Source organism: Amycolatopsis sp. BJA-103, from assembly GCF_002849735.1.
Classification (GTDB): domain Bacteria; phylum Actinomycetota; class Actinomycetes; order Mycobacteriales; family Pseudonocardiaceae; genus Amycolatopsis.
The window spans coordinates 7,620,234-7,641,190 of sequence record NZ_CP017780.1 but is presented as its reverse complement, the minus strand read 5'-3'; the positions used below and the strand labels follow the sequence as shown (position 1 = coordinate 7,641,190).

Here is a 20,957-nt window from a genome sequence, read left to right as displayed (position 1 = left end):
GCCCCGCCAGCCTTGATCACTTATCGTGATATCGAGCTACACCGTGTGTTCTTCACACGATCGTGCGATCAAGGTGCTCCTGGCTCGCTTTGTCCTTCCGCCCTTTGCTTACCTCGGTTCCGCAACCACCGACGGCATACCGACACGGCAGGAGACCGAGTGACGAACGCGGCGAAGAACGAGGGGCGGGGCGCGGCGCGCTTCGGCCGTCTCGCTTCGCGTGCGCTGTTCGTTCTCGGCGGCGCCGTCGCCGGTTCCGCCGCCGCGTGGGCCGTGTCCGGTGCTTCCGCTTCGGCCGACATCGCCCCGGTGGTCTCCGCTCCCGAAACGAGCGTCACCCCGGTCACCGATGCCACCGTGGCCGGGCTCAACGACGTTTCACACGGCGCGGGCAAGTTCTCCGGCGATGTCGCCGGAGCGATGTGCGGCGACAACCAGCAGCAAGCCACCACGTGGTCGATGCCGGGCAAGAACGGGTCGAAGCACCACTGCGGCGACATCCGCGCCGACCGGCACGAGGTCTCCACCCGCGTCAGCGACGCGGTCACCGACTTCGCCGACAACTCGGTGGTCACCCCGGTCAAGCGGACCCTCGGCGCCGTCGAGCACATCGTGCGCAAGCCGCAGGACACCCGTCAGGTGCTGGACGAGACGTTCGCCCCGTCGCCCGACTTCGGCCGCAAGGTCTGGGACCTCCTCGACCCGCAGGGGCACGGCGACCTCGTCCCGGGCCTCCCGGTCAGTGGCGGTCCGGTCGACCCGAAGTCCCCGCTGGACACCATCGGCGCCGGCGACCAGGTCACCGACTTCGCGCAGCTGGCGACGACCCAGTTCCCCGCTTCCTCCGAGACCTTCCTCCCGATGCCGGCCGTCGTGCAGCAGCACGACGCCTCCGCCCAGGACGAAGACTTTTCTTTCCGTGACGGACACCGCGGCGATTACCCGCGTCCGCTCACCCCGGCGCCGCTTCCCGTCGCGCCTTCCATCCCGACTGTCCCCGGTGGCGGCAACGCTCCCGGTGGTCACCTCGACGGCCTGACCCACGGCGTTCCCGCCTGGCTCGTCACCGCCGTCGAGCGTTCCCTGACCGGCTACTCGCTGGCAGGCACGCGGTACATGCCGCTCACCCCGGGCTCGCAGCCCGGTGTCACTCCCGACTGAACACCTCCCTCCGCGGGGTAGCCGACGCGCCTCACGCCTCCCGATTCCGGGCTTGGCTTCGCGTCCGCTCCTGATCCCCCGCGAAACGGCGGTGCGCTTTTTTGCGCCCGCATTCGCTCCACCCCCCTCTGGTGCCGCTTCCAAGGCACCTCCTCGAACCCGAAAGGGAACCCGAAATGAAGGAGAACAACCCCATGCAATCCTGGGCAAAGCGCGGACTCCAGACCGCGTTGGTCACGGGTGGGCTGTTGATGCTGGGTACCGGCATCGCTTCGGCTGACGAACAGGTCAACCCCGACACCCCGGCCTCCCCGCTCGACGCGAACGTCACCGTTCCCATCGAGATCGACAACAACGCCGTTGGCACGCCCCTCGGCCAGCTCGACGTCCCCGGCTACAAGGGCGAGGTCAGCACCAAGGCCGTCACCAAGCCCGTCTCGGACGCGCTCGACGGTGTCACGTCGCCCGGCAGCAGCAGCGACGGAATCGGCGGAGGGCTTCCCCAGCTCTCGAACAAGGGCGCCGTGCCCGCGCCGCTGTCCGCCAAGGACTCGTCCCGTCAGGTCAGCGGTGGACTGACCGGTGGTGGGTTCACCACCACGGACGACATCCTCAAGGGCAACAAGGTCGTCGGTGACGTCGTCGTCCCGATCCAGATCGTCGACAACGCCATCGGCGTGATCGGCGACGCCGAGGTCGAGGGTGGGAACCACCAGCAGACCTGGTCGCACAACCAGGACGTCGAGACCACCGGTGAGGACTCCAGCCTCGCCGGGAACGTCGTGTCCCTGGACTGGGCGCTGCCCGTGCAGATCGCCGGCAACGGCGGCGGGCTCGCCGGCGGTACCGGTCGCGTGGTCGGCGGTTCCGCCAGCCAGAGCACCACCGAGACCGGCAACATCACCACCGACGGCGAGGGCTCCGCCCTGTCCGGCAACGTGGTGGCAGGCCAGCTCGCCACCCCGGTCCAGGTCACCGGCAACGCCGCTTCCTGGATCATCGGCAACGCCAACAGCTCCGGCTACGAGGCCGAGACCGACGCCACCTCCGGTGGCTGGGTCGAGACCGACGGTGACGACTCCGCCCTCGGCGGCAACGTCGCCGCGGTGCCGGTCGCGCTGCCCGCGAAGGTGAACGACAACGCCGCCGCTGTGCACGGTTCGCTCGCGAACTCGAACAGCAGCTCCTCGGCGGACGCGCAGGCCGGCGACACCACGCCCGGCTGGAGCAACGTTCCCAGCTACGTCCAGACCTCCGGTGAGGACTCGGCCCTCGCGGGTAACGCGATCGTGCCGCAGACCGCGGACGTCGCGAACGTCGGCGGCGTGGCCGCCAGCTGGGTCGGCCTCGCCAACACCGGCAAGGACGGCGGCACCAGCCACTCCAGCGTCGTCGACGCCGGTGGCTTCGTCAGCACCGAGGGCGAAGGCTCCACGGGCGGCGGCAACATCGTCGACCCGGCCGTGGCGGCCCCGGTCGAGGTGACCTGCATCGCGGGCACCTACATCGGCAACGTGTCCTCGACCTCGTGCGAGAACACCGTCGACGCAAACGCCGGCAACGGCAGCCACACCAACGGTGACGACTCCACCCTCGCGGGCAACATCGTCAACACCCAGGCCGCGCTGGCCCCCGAGGTCTACGGCGTCGGTGGCTCGCACATCGGACAGGCCGTCGCCGAGGCGACCGAGACCAAGACCGTGACCGCCGGCGGGTACGACGGCACCACGGGCAACGACTCGTCCGGCTCGGGCAACATCGTCCAGGTCCCGGCCGCGGTTCCGGCCGAGGTCTTCGGCGTCGGTGGCTCGTTCATCGGCCAGGGCTCCGGCTCGGCCGACGAGACCAAGGTCGTCTCCGGTGGCGGCGGCGGGAACACCGCCGACGACAACGGCTTCCTGAGCTCCAACCTGGCGACCGTGCCGGCTTCGCTGCCGGTGCAGGCGTTCGGGATCGGCGGCGCGCTCGCCGGTCAGGGCCACGGTGGCGCCGACGGCGACACCACCTCCAACGCGGGCGGCGACGTCCACGCGACCGGTGACGGTGGCGCGGGCGCGGGCAACCTGGTCTACGGCCCGGTCTCCCTGCCGGTCCAGGCGCACAACTTCGCCGCGGTGCTGGGCGGAATCGCGTCGGGCGAGGGCTCGAACCTGACCGACTCGTCGGCTGGTGGCGACGCCACCGCCAACGGTGAAGAAGGCGCGCTGGCGGGCAACATCGTCCAGACGCCGGTCGGCGGCACGGTCCCGGTGACCGGGCTCGGCGTGGCCGGTGCGGGCATCGCCAAGGGCAACAGCCTGAACGACGTCATGTCGGCGGCCGGCGGCGACGCCACCACCACCGGTGACAACGGCGCGGTCGCGGGCAACATCATCGGCGCGCAGGCGCTGCCGATCGTGCCCGTCACCCACGACGCCATCGCGGCGGCGGGCATCGCCGACGCCGAGGGCCTCGACACCATCGACGGCACCTCGGGCGGCGACGTCGAGACCTCGGGCCTCGACGGATCGCTGTCGGGCAACATCCTCGACATCCCGGTCGCGGCCGTTCCGGAGGTGTTCGGCGACGCCATCGCGGCGGCCGGCGGCGTCTCCGAGACGAACGCGGACAGCGTGATCGACGGACAGGCCGGCGGCGACAGCATCACGGACGGCAGCGGAGAGGCCCTTTCCGGCTTCAACCTGCACCACCCGCTGGTGTTCTCGATCCCGCTGAACGAGCTCGAGATCCCGGTGCTGGCCATCGCGGACGAGAACTCGACCGACGACACCGAGATCAACGACGCGGACTACACCCGCGCCTTCACCGACTCGGTCGGTTCGGAAATGCCGATCGACGCGCTCCCCGCGCTGCCCTTCGGCAGCCTGCCCACCACGCCGGCTCGCGCCGACGCTCCGCAGCTGGGTGGCGTTCTCGCCGGTGTGTCCGCTCTGAAGGGTCTGACGTCGCTCCCGACTCAGATGCCGAAGGCGGACCTGCCCGCGCTGCCCGTCACCCCGGCGCTGCCCGGTGTCCCGGCCCTGCCGAAGACCCCGGCCCTGCCCGGTGACGCCGCTCGTGCGGACGCCCCGAAGCTCGCGCAGCTCCCGGCGCTGACCGCGCTGCCGATCGCCGGTGGCCTGCCGGTGGCGCTGCCCACCGCGGGTGGCCTGCCGACCGCCGGTGCCCTGCCGGTGGCTCTGCCCACCGCGGGCGCTCTCCCCACGGCCGGCGCCCTGCCGACCGCGGGCACGCTGCCGGTGCAGCTGCCCACCGCGGGCACCCTGCCCGTCGTGAGCGGCACCCCGGCGATGCCGACCACGCAGGTCCCGGCTCTGGCGGGCGTCGACTCGTCGCCGCTGAGCATGTTCCAGCGTTTCATCGGCACCCTGACCGGCAAGAAGTTCCACACCATGTGAACCTGCCAGTCGGCTAGCGCCAACTGATCGAAGAAGCGGGCCCGGGAGACTTTCTCCCGGGCCCGCTTTGTCGTGGTCACGACATCGTGAACAGCGCGTCCTGGGCGGCGCCCATCGCGGTCAGCACCGCACCCTCCAGCACCCCGCTCCCGCCGACGGTCCCCGCCCGCACCTCGGTCCGCAGCGGCGAGATCTCCGCGAGCCGCCGGCTCACCCTGGCCGCCAGTGCGTCGCCACCGGCGCGGCCGACTTCGCCGCCGAGCACGACACAGCCCGGGTCCAGTACCGCGGTGATCGCGGCGGTGCCGATCGCGATCCGCTCGGCGACGATCTCCAGGAATTCCTCGGCCTCCGCGTCGATCGCGTACCCGACAGCGGCTTCGGCCGCTTCGGCGTTATCGGCCGACGAAGCGGGAAGGCCGTGCGCGCGGGCGAGTTCGCAGATCGCCGCGCTGCCCGCCAGGGTGTGGAAGCCGCCGTCGCAGTCGGTCGACGTCGGGAGCCTGCCGGGTCCCAGCATCGGCAGGAACCCGATCTCCCCCGCGCCGCCCGACGCGCCCCGCCGCAGCGAACCGTCGAGGACGACGGCCGCGCCGACACCGAAGCCGAGCCACAGCAGCACGAACGTCTCCCGGTCGCGGGCGGCGCCGAGCCGTTGTTCGGCCGCGGCCGCGAGGTTGACCTCGTTCTCCAGCAGCACCGGGACACCCAGCCGCCGCCGGAGCTCGTCGACGAGTTTCCCGTGCCACGCGGGCAGTCCCCCGGCGGGCCGCAGTCCGCCGGTCGCCGGGTCGACCAGGCCGGGAGCACCGACGGCGATCGTGTGCAGCCCGGTCGCGCCCGCTTCGGCCGCGGTGGTCTTCAGCAGCGCGATCGCCCGCTCGACGGCCGCGTCGGTGTCGACGTCCAGTTCGAACGGCAGCGAGGCTTCGGCGCGAGTCCGGCCGAGCAGATCGGCGACCGAAACGGCGACGCCGTGGGTGCGGACGTCGAGCCCGGCGAGGTACGCGCGATCGGCGACGATGCCGTACAGCTTCGCGTTCGGCCCGCGGCGTTCGGCGCCCGCTTCGCCGACGATCTCGATCAGCCCGGCGTCCTGCAGCCGTTCGACGAGGTCGGCGACGGTCGGCCGGGAAAGCCCGGTCGACGTCTTGAGCTGGGCGGCCGTCAGCGGGCCCTCGCGTTGGAGCAGGTCGAGGGCCAGGCGGTCGTTGATGGCCCGCGCGGTGCTCGGGGAGGCGGACGGCATCCGGATGACACTCACCGGCAGATCCTCCCAGAATTAATTATCAGGTTCCCTTCCTGATAGTTTACGCTGACGCCGTCGAGTTGTCTCATGGACCTTGGGGGCCCAGTGACCAATACAGTGGAAACCGTCGGCGGGCCGACGCGGCGGGTGCGGCAGGCGCGGGTCGCCATCGCCGCCATCTTCGCCGTGCACGGCGCGGTGACCGGCAGTTTCGCCACCCGGATCCCGTGGATCCAGGAACACGCGGGGATCAGCGCGGGTCAGCTCGGCCTCGCGCTCGCCTTCCCCGCCATCGGTGCTTCGCTCACCATGCCGCTCGCCGCGCGGATCGGGCACCGGCTCGGCGGCAGGCAAGGCCTCCGGATCCTGCTCGCGTACTGGACGTTGGCGCTGATCCTCCCCGCGCTGGCGGGGAACCTCGTCACCCTGTGCGTCGCGTTGTTCGTCATGGGTACCGCGGCGGGCACGTCGGACGTGCTGATGAACGCCCTCGGCGTCGACGTCGAGGAGAGGATGGGCAAGTCGGTGATGTCGGGGCTGCACGGCATGTGGACCACGGGCGCGCTCGTCGGATCCGCCGCCGGAGCGCTCGCCGCGCACGCCGCGCTGGACGCCCGGGTGCACCTGGCGATCGCGTCCGCCGTGCTCACCATCGCCGGACTGCTCATCTGTCAGGGCGTTTTCGACGTCCGCAGCGCACCCGACGAGCACCCGCCGCCGAGGTTCACGTTGCCGCCGAAGTCGGCCGTCATCATCGGCGCCGTCGCGTTCTGCGCCGTCTTCGCCGAAGGGGCGAGCCTCGACTGGTCCGCCGTCTACCTGCGGGACGTCCTCGGCACGTCGCCCGGGATCGCGGCGGCCTCGACCACCGCGTTCACCTGCACGATGGCGGTCGCCCGCCTCTCCGGCGACGCGCTGGTCAGGCGCTTCGGCTCGGTCAACACGGTCCGCGCGGGCGGCGTTCTCGCGACGGCAGGCGGCCTCCTGGTGGTACTGGCCGCGCATCCGGTGATGGCGCTGGCCGGATTCGGGTTGATCGGACTCGGGGTCTCCGTCGTCGTCCCGCTCGCCTTCGCCGCGGCCGGACGCAGCGGGCCGACGCCGAGCCAGTCGATCGCGGGCGTCGCGACCATCACCTACTCCTCCGGGCTCGTCGCGCCGTCGCTGATCGGCGGCATCGCCGACCTGACGTCGCTGACGGTGTCCTTCGGGCTGGTCACGCTGCTCGCGCTCGGCCTGATCGCGGGCGCCGGGGTGCTCCGAACCCGCTAGCCGAACTGGAGGGAACGCTTGGCGAGGCCGTGCCAGTAGCCGTCGATGACGGTCTCGCCCTTCCCTTCGGAGGAACTCGCGCCGAGCGAGACGAACAGCGGGGCGAAGTGCTCGATCCTGGGGTGCGCGAGGGCTGCGGCGGGTGCCTTGTGCTGGAAGTCCAGCAGTGCGTCGAGGTCGCCTTCGCGCAGGGTTTCCGCACCCCAGTGGTCGAATTCGCTCGACCACGACGGCGGCGCGCCGTCGGTGCCGTCGGTCTGGCCCAGCGCGCTCAGGTTGTGGGTGAAGAAGCCGCTGCCGATGATCAGCACACCCTCGTCGCGCAGTGGCGCGAGCTTGCGGCCGAGGTCGAACAGCTCGCGCGGGTCCAGCGACGGCATGGACACCTGGAGCACCGGGATGTCGGCGTCCGGGTACATCTCCACCAGCGGGACGTACGCGCCGTGGTCGAGGCCGCGATCGGGCGCGTCGTGGACCGGAGTCTGCGTCGAGCGAAGGAGTTTCCGCACCTTGTCCGCCAGCTCGGGAGCGCCGGGCGCGGCGTATTTCACCTGGTAGAAGCGATCGGGGAAACCCCAGAAGTCGTAGACCAGCGGCACCGTCGTGGTGGCGCCGAGGGTCAGCGGCGCCTCTTCCCAGTGCGCGGAGACGACGAGGATCGCCTTCGGCTTTTCGAGTTCGGCCGACCAGCCGGCGAGCTGGCGGGTCCAGGTGGCGTCGTCGGCGAGCGGCGGCGCGCCGTGGCTGAGGTAAAGCACCGGGGTCATGTCAGCTCCAGGTGTTTGAACTTTCAACTACCAGGATAGACGACGCCGCGGTGTTCCGCGTTATTCCCGCGCGAGGTTCACCGCCATGCGTTCCAGGACGCCGACCGTCGTCCGGTAGTCGTCGTCGCTGATGCCCGCGGTCGCGCGTGCGCGGAACTTGCCCACCTCGGTCTTGAGGCGAAGGTGCGCCTGTCTTCCGGCGGGAGTCAGGCCGCCTTCGTCGTCGACCCAGCCGCGAGTCCGCAGGTCGGCGACGGCCTCCTGTGCTCCCTCGAACGGTGACAGTGCTTCGGCGATCGGGGCCCCGCTGTCGATCGTGTTCAGTGCTTGCCAATGACGGCGGGTCAGCGCTTCGCCGGAGAGGACCCGATCGAGGGAGGATTCGAGGGCCTGGTGAAGGTGGGCGAACCAGAATCCGATGGGCTTCATGGATACTCCTTCATGTAGACGGCAACTACATGTAAAAGTACATGCATTTGGTGAGGATGGGCATGACGGACGCCGTGGCCGACGTGGAACGCGCGATGATCGCCATCCGGCGGAGCCAGGCGAGGCGCTCGCTCTCGAAGCTCGCCCGCGACCGCGCCGAAACGATGCCCGACCAGGCGGTGCAGGGGCTTCTCGACGCCGTCGAGGCGGCCGAAGAGAGCGGCGAGCCGGGCACGGTGACCAGCCTCGCGGCGGCGTTGAGCATCGACCAGCCGCGCGCGAGCCGTCTGGTCGCGCGGGCCGTCGAGGGTGGCTTCCTCCGGCGTGAAGCCGATCAGCGGGACGGCCGCCGCGCCGTCCTGGTCCTCACCGGGAGCGGACGTGACGAGGTGACGCGGATGCACGAATTCCGCCGCTCGGTGTTCGCCGAGGCGATGGCGGACTGGCCGGACGACGACCGCCGCGAGTTCGCCCGGCTGCTGACCGCGTTCGTCCGGAACTACGGCGCGCTCGGCGAGAAGTAGTTCACCAGGTTGCCGTCGGGGTCGCGGAACAGCAGGGACCGGTTCCCCCACGGCATCGTGGTCGGCTTCTGCACGATTTCGGCCAGACCCGCCAGCCGTTCGTACTCCCGGTCGACGTCCTCGACCTGGAATTCGAGGATCGCGGTCCGGTTGGACTCCGGCACCGCGGCAGTCGTCGTTTTGGCACTGCCGATCGCCAAGGTGCACGACGGGCCGACGAGTTCGGCGAACTGCTCGGCGGGCCTTCGCGCTTCGAGGCCGGTCACCTGCTCGTAGAACTCGGCGAGGCGGGCGACGTCGTGGGTGATGATCCGGACGGAGACGAACTGCACGGCGGGTCCTTTCGGGCTGGAAAAGCGGAACACCGGCCACGCTAGGAGCAATACCGGGCAGAATCCGCCCGGTATTCTTCCCGGTGTGACCCGGCCCATCGCCCGTGTGCTCGCCCTGCTGGAGATCCTCCAGAGCGGCGGCACCCGCACCGTCGCCGAGCTCGCTGAGCGGCTCGACGTCGACGAACGCACCGTCCGCCGGTATGTCGAACACCTCCTCGACCTGGACATCCCGGTCCGTTCGGTGCGCGGCCGGTATGGCGGATACCGCCTCGCCCCCGGCTACCGGATGCCGCCGCTGATGCTCACCGACGAGGAGGCCCTGGCCGTCCTGCTCGGCCTGGTCGCGGGACGGCGAGCCGGCCTGATCACCACGTCGGTCGCGGCCGCCGAGAGCGCGGTCGCGAAAGTGCGCCGCGTGCTGCCCGAAGCACTGGGACGTCGGCTGGACGCGCTGCTGGAGGCCGCCGACTTCACCTCGCCCGCCCGGGAAACCCTGTCGGCCGAGGCCGAAGTGCTGCTCACCGTCGCGGAAGCGGCGCGGGATCGCCGCCCGGTCGGACTCGCGTACCTCGCCGGTCACGGCGGGGCCAGCGAACGCGTCGTCCATCCTTACGGCGTCGTCGCGCATTCCGGGCGGTGGTACCTGACCGGTTTCGACTCGGCCAGCGGCGAGGTGCGCACCTTCCGCGTCGACAGGATCAAGTCGGCCGAGGCGCGGGCCGGGACTTTCGAGGTGCCCGCCGGATTCGACCCGGCCGAGCGAGTGCTGACCGCTCTCGCCGAGACGCCGCACCGGCACGACGTCTCCGTGCGGATCCAGGCGACGCCCGAGCGGATCCGCGCCGTCCTCCCGCCGTCCGTGGCCGTCCTGGAAGCCGACGGCGACTGGGTGCGTGCCCGGATCCGGGCCCAGCGGCTCGACTGGATCCCGCCCCTGCTCGCCGCCCTCGACCGGCCGTTCGTGATCGAGCGGCCTGACGACCTTCGTGACCTGGTCAGCGCGCTGGCAGGCCGGCTGGCAGCGCGGGCTCGGGAAGTGTGAGCGCCGAATGCGCGGGCTCTTCCGCGTCTTCGGGCAGCGCCGAAAGGTCACGCAACGCGGCATTGCGCTGCTCCAGGGCCTCGGCCGTACTCGGGAACATGGTGGCGCCCCCGTCGGTGACCAGCGCCTGGTTCAGCCGCACGAACTCCCTGATGCTTCCTTCGTAGGCGGCGAACGCCTCCGTGTGGTCGGCCGTCATGGCCAGCTCGCGGGCCAGCATGTAGGCGCCGACCAGTGCGAGGCTCGACCCCTGTCCGGTGAGGAACGACGGGGCGTGCGCGGCGTCGCCGACCAGGGCGACCCGGCCGCTGGACCAGCGCGGCAGGTGGATCTGGCTCACGACGTCGAAGAAGAGGTCGTCGGCGTTCCGCATGGTGTCGACCATGAGCGGGACGTGCCATCCGTCCCCGGCGAAGACCGAGGCGACCAGGTCGCGCTGCGTGGCGGGATCCCGGAAGGCGTCGAAGGGCGGTTCGGGGCGGGCGAAGTTCAGGAAGCCGTGCAGTTCGTCGCCGTCCCCGACGGCGTAGAGCACCGCGGCCCTGCCGGGCTTGTTCCAGAGGAGGCCCTCGTGTGAGAGCCCGAAGTCGTTTCGCATGGTGAAGCCCGCGAAGCAGTAGCCGATGTAGTGGTGGAACTGCTCCTCGGGACCGAAGACCAGGGCGCGGGTGTTCGAGTGCAGGCCGTCGGCGCCCACGACGAGGTCGAAGGAGCGTTCGATCCCGCTGCGGAAACGCACGTCCACGCCGTCGGCCCGCTGGTCAAGAGTGTCGATGGAGTCGTTGAAGAGGAACTCGACGTCGTCGCGGACCGTGTCGTAGAGGGCCGACGTGAGGTCCCCGCGGCGTACCTCGATGTCGCGGCCCTCCACTCCGCCCGCCACCGCGTCGGGCCTGAGCGAGGCGATTTTCTCGCCGTCGGCGTCGAGGAAGGTGAGTCTGCGGGTGTGGATATGGGCCTCCCGCAGCTGGGGAAGGATCCCCATGTGCCGGACGACGTCGAGAGCGGTACCGCGGACGTCGATGGGATAGCCGCCCCCGCGCACCGCGTCCGCCTTCTCGACGACCGTGACGTCGAAGCCGTAGCGGTGCAGCCAGTACGCGAGTGCCGGGCCCGCGATGCTGGCGCCGGAGATCAGGACGGTGCTCATGAGTGCTCCTTGGATAGGTAACTTAGGTATCCTTATGGGCTCAAGACGACTATATACCTAACTTAGGTATCTTTGTGAGGCGTGATGGACGACACAGGTTCACCGGAGCTCGACCTGATGGCGGTGCTCCCCCGGCTCACGCAGCTCAGCACCGTGCTCAACCGGAGCCGGCTGGGCGAGCGTGCGATGGAAAGTGCCGGGATCACCCTCGACCGGCCCGCGATGACGGTGCTGGTCACGCTGCACATGGCCGACCGGCCGCTGCGGGTCGGCGAGATCGCCGACCGCATGCACGTCGTCGGGCCGCATGTCACCCGTCATCTCAACGGGCTCGAGCGGCGAGGTCTGGTCGTCCGGGTCGCGGATCCCGAGGATCAGCGGGCGCGCCTGATCGAGCTGACCCCGGACGGGAAGGTGATCCCCGATCGGTACCTGCGGACCCTGCTCGGCTGGTTCGGCGACGCCCTGACCCACTGGTCCGAGGAGGACCGCAAGACCTTCGGCAGCCTCCTCGGACGGTTCGTCGACGACCTCACCGCCCGGCTCGAGGTCGTCGACGACGAGTAGCCCTCAGTTCTTGCCGCAGAACACCGTCTTGAGGAGCTTGTCCAGCGCCGCAGGGAACGCCGCGTCACTGACGGTGGCCCCGGAGGTGACCGAGGCGGTCATCGTCTTGCGGCCGTCGGGGGTGCTGTACATCAGTGCCCCGTAGCCGTTGTTGCTGCCGTTGTGGCTGAGGACGATGCCGCCGCAGTCCGGTCCCAGGTCCTTCGAGAACTGTCCGAGGCCGTAGAAGCCGAAGAGGCTTTCGCTCTGCGGGTGCGTCTTGCGCATCTCGGTCAGCAGCCAGGCCGGGAGGAGTTTGCCGTTCTGGAGTGCCGCGAAGTACGTCTGGAGATCCTTGGTCGTCGAAATCATGTCCCCGGCGCTGGAGATCCAGGACGGGTTCTGGTGCGTGACGTCGAGCGTCTTCTGCTGACCGGCGTCGTCATAGGTGTAGTAGGCGTGGGCGTAGGGCTTGGGCATCCCCGACCACGCCCCCGGCGACAGGGTGTCCCGCAGCTTCAGCGGCCGCAGGATCCGCCGGTCCAGTTCGTCGGCGAAGGAGCGGCCGGTGAGCGCTTCGACCAGCAGCCTGAGCACGACGTAGTTGGTGTTGGAGTAGCTCCAGCTCGCGCCAGGCTCGAACCGGGGCGGCTTGGACAGCGACAGCCGGACCAGCTCCTCCGGCTGGTAGGTGTGGAAGCGCCGGTCCACCCATTCCTGGCCCATCCACGGGATCCCGGGCACGACCGTCCCGTCCGGGAAGTACTCGCCGGTGTGGTTGAACAGCCCGCTGGTGTGCTGCAACAGCATCCGCGCCGTGATCCGGCGGTCGAAGCCGAAGCGGGGCAGGAAACCCGCCACCGGGGTGTCGAGCCCGACCCGGCCCTCGGCGACCAGTTGCAACACCAGGGTCGCGGTGAAGTTCTTCGAAGTGCTGCCGACGCGGAAGTGTCCGTCGGTCGGCGGTTTCGCGGTCCCGCCCAGCTCGCGCACCCCGGCGCTGCCGGTCCATTCGCCGCGCTGGTCACGAACCCGTAGCTGCATCCCGGCGAACCCGTTGTCGACGAACTCCTGGACGGCCTGTCGCAGCTCCGGGCGATCCTGCCCGGCGGAGGCCGTCGACACGGTGACGCCCGCTAGCAGCGTGGCGGCCACCGCAGTGACGCCGGCTCGCCGGATGAACTTGGTACCCCTCAGTGAAGTGCTCATGGCGACTACGTTCGCGGGCCGCGCTGACACGGGGCAGTCACGCCGCTGACATCAGCGTGAGAGGCGGGCCTCGATGGCTCCGGATAGGGCTCGAGCGCGGCTTTGCCAGCGGTCGCGCCGAGCCTTCGGCCTCGCGGATCTGGTCGGCCGATGAGAGTCGACCGCATCCTGACTGTCCACAGGGGACACTTCCGGCGAGTAAATGTCCGATTGATGCCCATGTGCACGCTTTGCAAGGAGGGTCGTGAGTGGTAATGCGGGTTCTAACCTTCTTTATCACTCACGACCCTCTCAAAAACCGCACATATAATCATTAATCGGACATTCGGCTGGCAGAGAGTGTTCCCTGTGGACACTCGGGAAACGGTTGGCGCCCGCTGGCCGGTCCGGAACCACGCCGCGAAGGCCGCCCTTGCCACTCACGAGACCCCACGCAACTTTGAGGAACGATCGTTCTTGACTGATCGTTCCTCAAAAAGCTAACCTCGGGGCATGGGCAGGCGAAGGGCGTTCGACGAGGACGAGGTGGTGCGTGCCGCCGTGGGATTGTTCGGTGGCCGCGCGTACGACGGGGTGTCCATCGACGACCTCGTCGCCCACCTCGGCGTGCACCGCAACAGCCTGTACAAGACGTTCGGCAGCAAACGCGGCCTCTACCTGGTCGCCCTGCGCCGCCACCTCGCCGACGACGTCCACCCCCTGGCCGAAGCACTCGCCGCGGCGACGGACGCGGCGACCGCGTTGCGGCTCGTCACGTCGGCCGACCTCGATCTGCTGCTGCTCGCGGCGGTCGAACGGGCACCGGCCGACGAGGAGGTGGCCGCCGAGGTGGCCACGGCGCTGGCCGTCGTCGACCAGGCGATCGCCGACGCGCTCGGCATCTCCACCGCCCTGGCCGCCGCCGTCACGGCCGCCGCACTGGGCCTCCGCCTGCGCGGTGACCCCGAAGGTGCCGGCAGCGCGCTGACCCAACGCCTCGATCCTCTCGACTGACAAGGAAACAGACATGGCACTGGTCACCATCGACGGCGACGAACTCGTAGTCGTGATCGAAGGTCTCGACAAGCTCTGGGCCTTCAAGAGCAGCCTGACCATCCCGCTGGCCAACGTCCGCGGCGCGACCGCGGATCCCGGCATCGCCGCCGACCCCAAGGGAATCCGGGCGCCGGGTGCCCACTTGCCCGGCGTGATCACGGCGGGCACGTTCCACCTCGACGGCGAAAAGGTCTTCTGGGACGTCAAGAACCCGTCGAAGGCCGTGGTGATCGAACTCGCCGACGAGCGCTACACCCGGCTGGTCCTCCAGGTCGACGACCCGCGCGAGACCGTCGCGCTGGTCGAAAACGCCCTGCGCTGAAGGGTCTCATCGGCTTTGACATGTTGATCTTCTGTCACCTGCGACTTTGTTTGCTGTCGTGACATTTCTTCGGCGGAGTGCGTGGAACAGCCGTCCTCCGGCTTGACGTTGAGCGCGCTCCAGGTCCTAGCGTCGGTGGCGTTCGTCAGCCTTCGAGGTATCGCCCGGTCGGCCGGGCAGGAGGAGTGTCCGCGCATGATCACCCGAACCAAGCTCGGCTCGCCCGGTCTCACCGTCAGCGCGATGGGCCTGGGGTGCATGGGGATGAGCGAGAGCTACGGCGCCGCCGACTGGGACGGCGGCCTGGCCACCATCGACCGGGCCCTGGAGCTGGGTGTCACGTTCCTGGACACCGCCGACGCCTACGGCACCGGGCACAACGAGGTGCTGGTGGGCCGGGCCATCCACGGCCACCGGGAGCAGGTGCAGCTGGCCACCAAGTTCGGCATCGACCGCAGCGCCGGCGACCGGGCGCGTCGCATCCGCGGTGCCCGGGACTTCGTGCTGCGATCCTGCGACGCCTCGCTGCTGCGGCTGGGTGTCGACGTGATCGACCTGTACTACGCCCACCGTCCGCCCCAGGACGTGGAGATCGAGGAGACCGTCGGGGCGATGGCCGAGCTGGTCGAGGCGGGCAAGGTCCGGCATCTGGGCCTGTCCGAGGTCGACGGCGACCTGCTGCGCCGGGCGCACGCGGTGCACCCGATCACCGCGGTGCAGAGCGAGTACTCACTGTGGACCCGCGACGTCGAGGCAGTGATCCCGGTGATGGCCGAGCTGGGGGTCGGGCTGGTGCCGTACTCGCCGCTGGGGCGGGGGTTCCTGACCGGCAGACTGGACCGCTCCACACTGGGCGAGAAGGACTTCCGGCGCACCAACCCCCGCTTCGCCGGCGAGGCGGGCGAGGCCAACGAGAAGATCGCGCAGACCGTGCGCGAGGTGGCCGACCGGCTGGGTGCCACCCCGGCCCAGGTAGCGCTGGCCTGGGTGTACGCCCAGGCCGAGCGGCTCGGGGTGGCGGTGGCGACTATTCCGGGCACCCGCAGCCCGGCCCGGTTGGAGCAGAACGCGGCCGCGCTGGAGCTCATCCTGGACGCCGAGGCGCTGGCCGCGCTGGCTCCGCTGAGCGACCAGGTGATGGGTGAGCGCTACACCCCCGCGCACACCGCTGAGGTCGCTCGGGGTTAGCCGACGGGCTCGACGCGAACGACGTCCAGGATCATGCCCCGGAGCCCGGGGCGATCTCGCCCTAGTCGTGCGACAGGTCGACGAACCGGCTGTAGTGCAGCTGGTGCGCGACGGTGATCGTCGCCGTCGGCCCGGCACGGTGCTTCGCGATGATCAGGTCCGCTTCACCCGCGCGCGGGTCGTCCCGCTCCCAGGCGTCCGGCCGGTTGACCAGGATGACGAGGTCGGCGTCCTGCTCCAGTGAGCCGGACTCACGGAGGTCGGACAGCATCGGGCGTTTGTCGGTCCGCTGCTCGGGACCACGGTTCAGCTGGCTGATCGCGATCACCGGGACCTCGATCTCCTTCGCCAGCAGCTTCATCTGCCGCGAGAACTCCGAGACTTCCTGCTGCCGCGACTCGACGCGCTTGCCCGAGCTCATCAGCTGGAGATAGTCGAGGACGACGAGCTTGAGGTCGTTGCGCTGTTTCAGCCGCCGGGCCTTCGCGCGGATCTCCATCATCGTCATGTTCGGCGAGTCGTCGACGAACAGAGGCGCTTCGGAGACCTCGCTCATCCGCCGCGCGAGCCGCGTCCAGTCGTCGTCGGACATCTTGCCACCGCGCATGTCCGCCAGGCGGATCCGAGCCTCGGCCGAGAGCATGCGCATGACGATCTCGGTCCTGCTCATTTCCAGCGAGAAGATGACGCTGGTCAGGCCGTGCTTGATGGACGCGGAGCGGGCGAAGTCCAGACCCAGGGTCGATTTGCCGACACCGGGACGCGCCGCGACGATGATCATCTGGCCAGGGTGCAGCCCGTTGGTCAGATCGTCGAAGTCCGCAAACCCGGTGGGGATGCCCTGCGACTGCCCGCCGCGTGACGCGATCGCGTCGATCTCGTCCATGGTCGGCTGGAGCAGTTCTTCCAGCGCGACGTAGTCCTCGGTGGTGCGCCGCTCGGTGACGTCGTAGATCGCGGCCTGCGCGCGGTCGACCACCTCGTCGATGTTCGCGCCGTCGGCCGCGGCCGCGCCGTAGCCGTACTGCACGATCCGCGTGCCCGCCTCGACCAGGCGCCGCAGCACCGCCTTCTCGGAGACGATCTCCGCGTAGTACCCGGCGTTCGCCGCCGTCGGCACCGTCGCGATCAGGGTGTGCAGGTACGGGGCGCCGCCGACACGGCCGAGTTCGCCGCGGCGTTCCAGTTCGGCGGAGACGGTGATCGGGTCGGCGGGTTCGCCTCGCCCGTAGAGGTCGAGGATGACGTCGTAGACGGCCTGGTGCGCCGGCTTGTAGAAGTCGTCGGGGCCGAGTGCTTCGATGACGTCGGCGACGGCGTCCTTCGACAGCAGCATGCCGCCGAGCACGGACTGCTCGGCCGCGATGTCCTGCGGCGGCTGGCGGTCGTATTCCCCGCCACGCGGACCGGGGTCGCTGGGACCCGGGTCGGACTCCGCGTACATCGGATTGCGGTCGTCGGTCAGCGCCACCGCTGCTGCCACCTCCTCAAGCATCGAACACGCGTTCGATTATGCCAGAATTTCCCCGGTCGGTCCGCCTGTGCCCACCGGCCGCCCTCCCTCGGCCCCCGGTGCTCCCCTTCGGCCGGAAGAACGCCACTGTGCGTACCGGCCAATCGGGCACGGTAGGCCCCCCGAAAGGACCAGCGCAATTTCGCCTGGGGACCGCCCTGTGGACAACCTGGGGATGACTGCGGGCATCCCTTCACAGGTGGCCCAAAGCCTGTGTACAACTTGTGGGCAACGCTGGAGCGGTCTGACAAAAGCGCTGGTCAAACCCTGTGGAGACACTGTGGAGAACTTTCTTCAACTCCGTGCGGCGTGTCGGGCAAAACCGGTCGTTCGGCGTGTCGCACGGGGGCGCACAGAGGTGCCCTGTGGATGAATACTACGGAGCGTAGAGCCATGACCCGGTGGGCTGAACGGCGTGGAATTCAGGACGCGAACAACCTGCCCTGTGCGCTCCGTAGTCGTTCTCCGAGAACCTGCTGGTCGGCGGGTGTGAAGGCGATCCGAGGCTCGCCACTCCCCGGTATCTCTTCGGTCAGCCACCGGCCCTCGGTCGTATCGATGTAGTTCACCGGGCGTTCGATCCGCTGCCGCGCGCCGCTCCGGCCGCGGGCGGCGACGTACAGGCTGCCGCTCCCCAATCGGCGCAACGCGAGGATGCGGCGAAGCTCGTCGGCCTCCTGGCTGCCGGCGCTCTGCCGTCCGCTGCGAAGCACCTCAAAGCCCTCGTCCTGCGCCGTCGACGACGAGCGCGAAGCCTCGACCTGACTCTTCGGGACGGCCACAGGACGACCGCGTCCCGGTGCGAGCTTCGGAATCTGGTCGAGGAACTCGGTGAGCAGTTCTTCGGGGCGCGCCGAAGCGAGCGCGACACCGTCGTGCTCACTGTGGCGGGCGAGGACGAAGCCCTCCCCGCCGGCGCTTCCCGCGAGCACGGTGAAGCTCAGCGCCTTGCCCTCGAACCCGCCGTCGACCCAGCCGTAGTACTCCAGGGACGGCCTGGCGATCGCTTCGAGCGTCGCCTTGAACCCGGGATGCAGGCCCCGCGCACCGAAGAGGCCCTGGCTCGCCAGTTCCTCGTTGGTCCGCTCGTCCTCGGCCCGCTGCGCGTCCTCGTCGTACCAGGTCGGTGTCTCCGACAGGATCGTGTGCGGCTCGCCGCCGCGGCGGCGGATCAGCGTGATGAGGGTGCCGGTCGTGATGGTGACCTGCTTGTCCAGCACCGGAACTGCCCCCTAGTCGTTCTTGGTCGTCCAGCCCGGAACAAGACAAGCCGGGCGCGGCCCCAATCTTGGCACGCGCCCGGCTCGCCTGTTCGTATTACTCCCCGATCACCGGCGGTGCGGTGAGTTCGTCGGTTCCGAAGATCTCGTTGGGGTCGTCGCCGACGAGGAACTTGGAGCTGCGCTCCTCGTCCTCGGCACCCTTCCCCTTGGCGCCACCGGCTCCCATACCGCCCATGCCGCCCATCATTCCGCCCGCGCCGCGACCCGCTCCGGCACCGGCGCCCGCCGCGCCGCCGCCCATACCGGCACCGCCCATCGCGCCCGCGCTGCCGGGCATGGCCGCGCCACTCCCGCTGCCGGGTCCGAACCCGCCGCCACCGGGGCCGAAGCCACCACCGTCCGGGCCGAAGCCGCCCGCGCCGGGGATGTCGGTGCCGCCGAAACCGCCGCCACCGCCTCCGCCGCCACTCGGGCCGAAGCCTCCGGCGCCGGGGATCTTCGGCGGGGTGAAGCCGGACGCGCTCGTCCCGTCGTCCCAGCCGGGCGGCTTGTAGTTGCTGCCGGGGATGTTCGGGTTGTACTGCCCGCCGGGCAGGTTCGAGCCCGGCAGGTTCGACCCGGGGAGGTTCGATCCTGGAAAGTTCGACCCGGGCATGTTGCTGCCCGGCAGGTTCGAACCGGGCAGGTTCGAGCCCGGCGTGCCGATGCCCGGCATGTTCGAACCGGGGACGCTCGGCATCCCGCCGGGCGGCATCGAACCGGGCGGCGTCGAGATCCCCGGCATGCCGTTGTTCCCGTTGCGGTCGCCCTGGCCGCCGCCGTCCTTGTCCTTGTCGTTACCGCCGCCGCCGCCGTTGACGTCGACGTTCGACTTCTGCCCCTCCATCTTGTTGTAGGTGGGCAGACCCTTGCCGTTCTCGGAACTGGCCTTGAAGTACTCGTTGAACGCATCGACGTTCGCCTGACCCTTGGAGTTGTAGTCCCGGATCGCGCGGTCGGTGTCGGTGGTCCACGGGGTGATCGAGTTGATCAGGTTGTTCTTCGGCGGGTCCTTCGGGACCTGCTGCACCTTCGCCTTCACGGTGGTGAACGCGGTGTTCTGCTCGCCGAGGTACTTGTCGGAGTCCGCCAGCTTCTTGCCGGAGTCGTCCATCCACACACGCAGCGGATGCGCGCCGGACTGCTGCGCGGCTTCGGCGCTCTTACCGGTCCAGGCGGCGTCCATCTCCTTCGACAGGTTGTCGATGGTGGTCAGCCTGTCCTGGTAACCGGCCTTGAGCCGGGTGGCCGCGGCCTGCCCCTCCTGGATCGACCCGGTGCCCGGACCGGTGACGATCTTCTCCCAGATGTTGTAGCAGTCGATCTTGCGATCGCCGCCCGACGCTTCGAAGTCGCCGGATTTCGTGGTCGCCAGGTTGTAGGCCGAGTATCCGGCGATGATCGGCAGCAGGAACACGCGTCAGCCCTCCTTCAACGTCTCGATCATCGCTTCCCCCACTTTGAGCGCGACGGGGCACGGATCGCTCGCGCCGGGCCCGTTGTCGTACTGCACCAGGATGTTGACGGCCAGCTGGTCGGTCACGCCGACGAAGAGGCCGCATTTGCCGCTCTTGCGGCCGTCGAGCGCCGCGGCGTACACCGCCGGGTATCCGGCGACCTCGGTCGTCTCGAAGTAGGCGTCGTTGGCCTTCGTGTCGTAGACGTCGCTGAGGCCGTTCTTGTTCGCGAGCACCGGGCTGATCTCGATCTGGTTCAGCCGGTCGTCCGCGGCGAAGATCGAGCAACCGGGTCCGGCGCTCGTGGTCCGCCGCTCGCCTTCGCCGAGACCGAGCTCGGACCGCTTCGCCGCCGAGAGCGCGGCGCACGCGTCGCTCTCGATCGACGAGGTCTTCAGAGGGTTCGACACCTTGGGCGCGGAGCCGGACGAGCCGCTCGACGCGCTCGGAGAGCCTGTCGTGTACGACGGCTCCGAGGTGGTGGCGGTGCCGTTCCTGGTGCCGGAACAGCCGGCGAGCAGCGCACCGGCGGCGAGGAAGAGAACGAGGGAACGTCGCATCACACGGCCTTGTGCTTGTTGAGCGAGGCCTGCGTCTCGGCTTCGTTCGTGGCGATCTTCTGCTTCGCGGTGGTCAGCTGGTCGATGTAGTTCTTGACGTAGTCCTGCATCTTCTGGTTCTGCTCCAGGAACGCCTTGCCCGACGGGTTGGCCAGCTTCTCCCAGTCGCCGCTCGCGAACTCCTTGCCGGGCGCCTTGACGTTCGCCATCAGGTTCGCGTCGGCGTAGTCCCTCTTGAGCTCGACCTGCAGGTCCGTCCACTTCTTGATGATGCCGTCGATCTTGTCCTTGTCGAAGGCGAACCCGCCGCCACCTCCGCCCGACGTCGAGGGCGCCTTGTCCGGATTGGCCGGCGCGGACACCGTGACCTTCTCCTGCCGGTTCTGCTCGGCGTTGCTGTCGTAAGCCATTGGTTCCAGATCCCCTTTTGAGTCCCCGTGCCTCAAATGTCGAGTCTCATAATGCCTTGATCCCCCGTCAAGGGCTCAGACGCAGCCCGCGGCGGCCGGGTTCCGCGGAAAGCAAAGGGCGGGACACC

20 protein-coding genes are annotated in these 20,957 nt (G+C 69.6%); 9 read left to right on the top strand and 11 right to left on the bottom strand.

The features are described from left to right. Positions 1-159: 159 nt before the first annotated feature. Both BKN51_RS34190 and BKN51_RS34185 read left to right on the top strand, forming a co-directional pair. Positions 160-1,161 carry a hypothetical protein gene (locus BKN51_RS34190; RefSeq protein ID WP_101611534.1) on the top strand — a complete coding sequence of 334 codons (1,002 nt, stop codon included), beginning with the start codon at positions 160-162 and terminating at the stop codon, positions 1,159-1,161. Positions 1,162-1,355: 194 nt separating this feature from the next. Continuing rightward, positions 1,356-4,559 carry a beta strand repeat-containing protein gene (locus BKN51_RS34185; protein ID WP_168214452.1) on the top strand — a complete coding sequence of 1,068 codons (3,204 nt, stop codon included), beginning with the start codon at positions 1,356-1,358 and terminating at the stop codon, positions 4,557-4,559. A 76-nt stretch (positions 4,560-4,635) separates the two neighbouring features. Here the strand turns inward: BKN51_RS34185 and BKN51_RS34180 are convergent, their stop codons facing one another. Next, on the bottom strand, positions 4,636-5,823 hold the full coding sequence (locus BKN51_RS34180; protein ID WP_199192941.1) for an ROK family transcriptional regulator: 1,188 nt from the start codon (positions 5,821-5,823) through the stop codon (positions 4,636-4,638). 90 nt (positions 5,824-5,913) lie between these two features. On the opposite strand from BKN51_RS34180, the gene BKN51_RS34175 reads away from it, so the two are divergent. Then, positions 5,914-7,080 carry an MFS transporter gene (locus tag BKN51_RS34175; protein WP_101611532.1) on the top strand — a complete coding sequence of 389 codons (1,167 nt, stop codon included), beginning with the start codon at positions 5,914-5,916 and terminating at the stop codon, positions 7,078-7,080. Here the strand turns inward: BKN51_RS34175 and BKN51_RS34170 are convergent. After that, entirely contained in the window at positions 7,077-7,847 is a 771-nt protein-coding gene (locus BKN51_RS34170) for a dioxygenase family protein (protein WP_101611531.1), read from the bottom strand. The two genes, BKN51_RS34175 and BKN51_RS34170, sit on opposite strands and share 4 nt — an antisense overlap. Before the next feature lie 60 nt (positions 7,848-7,907). Continuing rightward, positions 7,908-8,276, bottom strand: coding sequence for a hypothetical protein (locus BKN51_RS34165; RefSeq protein WP_101611530.1), 369 nt, complete (start codon positions 8,274-8,276; stop codon positions 7,908-7,910). Positions 8,277-8,338: 62 nt separating this feature from the next. On the opposite strand from BKN51_RS34165, the gene BKN51_RS34160 reads away from it, so the two are divergent. After that, positions 8,339-8,800: a MarR family winged helix-turn-helix transcriptional regulator gene (locus BKN51_RS34160; RefSeq protein WP_101611529.1), complete on the top strand. Its 462-nt coding sequence runs from the start codon at positions 8,339-8,341 to the stop codon at positions 8,798-8,800. On the opposite strand, the gene BKN51_RS34155 is transcribed toward BKN51_RS34160, so the two are convergent. Continuing rightward, on the bottom strand, positions 8,776-9,132 hold the full coding sequence (locus BKN51_RS34155) for a VOC family protein (RefSeq protein ID WP_101611528.1): 357 nt from the start codon (positions 9,130-9,132) through the stop codon (positions 8,776-8,778). The two genes, BKN51_RS34160 and BKN51_RS34155, sit on opposite strands and share 25 nt — an antisense overlap. A gap of 85 nt (positions 9,133-9,217) precedes the next feature. On the opposite strand from BKN51_RS34155, the gene BKN51_RS34150 reads away from it, so the two are divergent. Beyond that, positions 9,218-10,177, top strand: coding sequence for a helix-turn-helix transcriptional regulator (locus BKN51_RS34150; protein ID WP_101611527.1), 960 nt, complete (start codon positions 9,218-9,220; stop codon positions 10,175-10,177). Here BKN51_RS34150 and BKN51_RS34145 read toward each other — a convergent pair. Next, positions 10,131-11,327: an FAD-dependent monooxygenase gene (locus BKN51_RS34145; protein ID WP_101611526.1), complete on the bottom strand. Its 1,197-nt coding sequence runs from the start codon at positions 11,325-11,327 to the stop codon at positions 10,131-10,133. The two genes, BKN51_RS34150 and BKN51_RS34145, sit on opposite strands and share 47 nt — an antisense overlap. 84 nt (positions 11,328-11,411) lie before the next feature. Here BKN51_RS34145 and BKN51_RS34140 point away from each other — a divergent pair, with 84 nt between their 5' ends. After that, positions 11,412-11,894 carry a MarR family winged helix-turn-helix transcriptional regulator gene (locus BKN51_RS34140; protein ID WP_101611525.1) on the top strand — a complete coding sequence of 161 codons (483 nt, stop codon included), beginning with the start codon at positions 11,412-11,414 and terminating at the stop codon, positions 11,892-11,894. Positions 11,895-11,897: 3 nt separating this feature from the next. Here BKN51_RS34140 and BKN51_RS34135 read toward each other — a convergent pair whose 3' ends face one another. Further along, entirely contained in the window at positions 11,898-13,082 is a 1,185-nt protein-coding gene (locus tag BKN51_RS34135; RefSeq protein WP_101611524.1) for a serine hydrolase domain-containing protein, read from the bottom strand. A gap of 492 nt (positions 13,083-13,574) precedes the next feature. Here BKN51_RS34135 and BKN51_RS34130 point away from each other — a divergent pair, with 492 nt between their 5' ends. The 3 genes from BKN51_RS34130 (at position 13,575) to BKN51_RS34120 (ending at position 15,627) form a co-directional block, all read left to right on the top strand. Then, positions 13,575-14,075: a TetR/AcrR family transcriptional regulator gene (locus tag BKN51_RS34130; protein ID WP_101611523.1), complete on the top strand. Its 501-nt coding sequence runs from the start codon at positions 13,575-13,577 to the stop codon at positions 14,073-14,075. Positions 14,076-14,088: 13 nt separating this feature from the next. Next, positions 14,089-14,439 carry a hypothetical protein gene (locus BKN51_RS34125; protein WP_101611522.1) on the top strand — a complete coding sequence of 117 codons (351 nt, stop codon included), beginning with the start codon at positions 14,089-14,091 and terminating at the stop codon, positions 14,437-14,439. Positions 14,440-14,634: 195 nt separating this feature from the next. After that, positions 14,635-15,627, top strand: a complete 993-nt coding sequence (locus BKN51_RS34120; RefSeq protein ID WP_101611521.1) for an aldo/keto reductase — start codon at positions 14,635-14,637, stop codon at positions 15,625-15,627. A gap of 61 nt (positions 15,628-15,688) precedes the next feature. Here BKN51_RS34120 and dnaB read toward each other — a convergent pair whose 3' ends face one another. The 5 genes from dnaB to BKN51_RS34095 all read right to left on the bottom strand — a co-directional run bounded on the left by dnaB (position 15,689) and on the right by BKN51_RS34095 (position 20,829). Continuing rightward, positions 15,689-17,098 (bottom strand): replicative DNA helicase, encoded by a 1,410-nt coding sequence (gene dnaB, locus BKN51_RS34115; protein ID WP_101611520.1) that lies wholly within the window; start codon positions 17,096-17,098, stop codon positions 15,689-15,691. A gap of 464 nt (positions 17,099-17,562) precedes the next feature. Next, positions 17,563-18,360 carry an ESX secretion-associated protein EspG gene (locus BKN51_RS34110; RefSeq protein ID WP_101611519.1) on the bottom strand — a complete coding sequence of 266 codons (798 nt, stop codon included), beginning with the start codon at positions 18,358-18,360 and terminating at the stop codon, positions 17,563-17,565. 97 nt (positions 18,361-18,457) lie between these two features. Further along, entirely contained in the window at positions 18,458-19,819 is a 1,362-nt protein-coding gene (locus BKN51_RS34105; protein ID WP_101611518.1) for a PPE domain-containing protein, read from the bottom strand. A gap of 3 nt (positions 19,820-19,822) precedes the next feature. After that, a complete protein-coding gene (locus tag BKN51_RS34100; RefSeq protein WP_101611517.1) occupies positions 19,823-20,419 on the bottom strand; it encodes a DUF3558 domain-containing protein in 597 nt (198 codons plus the stop codon). Further along, entirely contained in the window at positions 20,419-20,829 is a 411-nt protein-coding gene (locus tag BKN51_RS34095) for a hypothetical protein (RefSeq protein WP_168214451.1), read from the bottom strand. Before BKN51_RS34095 ends, BKN51_RS34100 begins: the two co-directional genes overlap by 1 nt. Between the last annotated feature and the right edge of the window lie 128 nt (positions 20,830-20,957).

Coding starts and splice junctions, on each gene's coding strand:
- BKN51_RS34095 (WP_168214451.1), bottom strand. CDS start 20,829: ATGGCTTACGACAGCAACGCCGAGCAGAACCGGCAGGAGAAGGTCACG.
- BKN51_RS34170 (WP_101611531.1), bottom strand. CDS start 7,847: ATGACCCCGGTGCTTTACCTCAGCCACGGCGCGCCGCCGCTCGCCGAC.
- BKN51_RS34120 (WP_101611521.1), top strand. CDS start 14,635: ATGATCACCCGAACCAAGCTCGGCTCGCCCGGTCTCACCGTCAGCGCG.
- BKN51_RS34160 (WP_101611529.1), top strand. CDS start 8,339: ATGACGGACGCCGTGGCCGACGTGGAACGCGCGATGATCGCCATCCGG.
- BKN51_RS34185 (WP_168214452.1), top strand. CDS start 1,356: ATGCAATCCTGGGCAAAGCGCGGACTCCAGACCGCGTTGGTCACGGGT.
- BKN51_RS34165 (WP_101611530.1), bottom strand. CDS start 8,276: ATGAAGCCCATCGGATTCTGGTTCGCCCACCTTCACCAGGCCCTCGAA.
- BKN51_RS34140 (WP_101611525.1), top strand. CDS start 11,412: ATGGACGACACAGGTTCACCGGAGCTCGACCTGATGGCGGTGCTCCCC.
- BKN51_RS34135 (WP_101611524.1), bottom strand. CDS start 13,082: ATGAGCACTTCACTGAGGGGTACCAAGTTCATCCGGCGAGCCGGCGTC.
- BKN51_RS34125 (WP_101611522.1), top strand. CDS start 14,089: ATGGCACTGGTCACCATCGACGGCGACGAACTCGTAGTCGTGATCGAA.
- BKN51_RS34100 (WP_101611517.1), bottom strand. CDS start 20,419: ATGCGACGTTCCCTCGTTCTCTTCCTCGCCGCCGGTGCGCTGCTCGCC.
- BKN51_RS34145 (WP_101611526.1), bottom strand. CDS start 11,327: ATGAGCACCGTCCTGATCTCCGGCGCCAGCATCGCGGGCCCGGCACTC.
- BKN51_RS34130 (WP_101611523.1), top strand. CDS start 13,575: ATGGGCAGGCGAAGGGCGTTCGACGAGGACGAGGTGGTGCGTGCCGCC.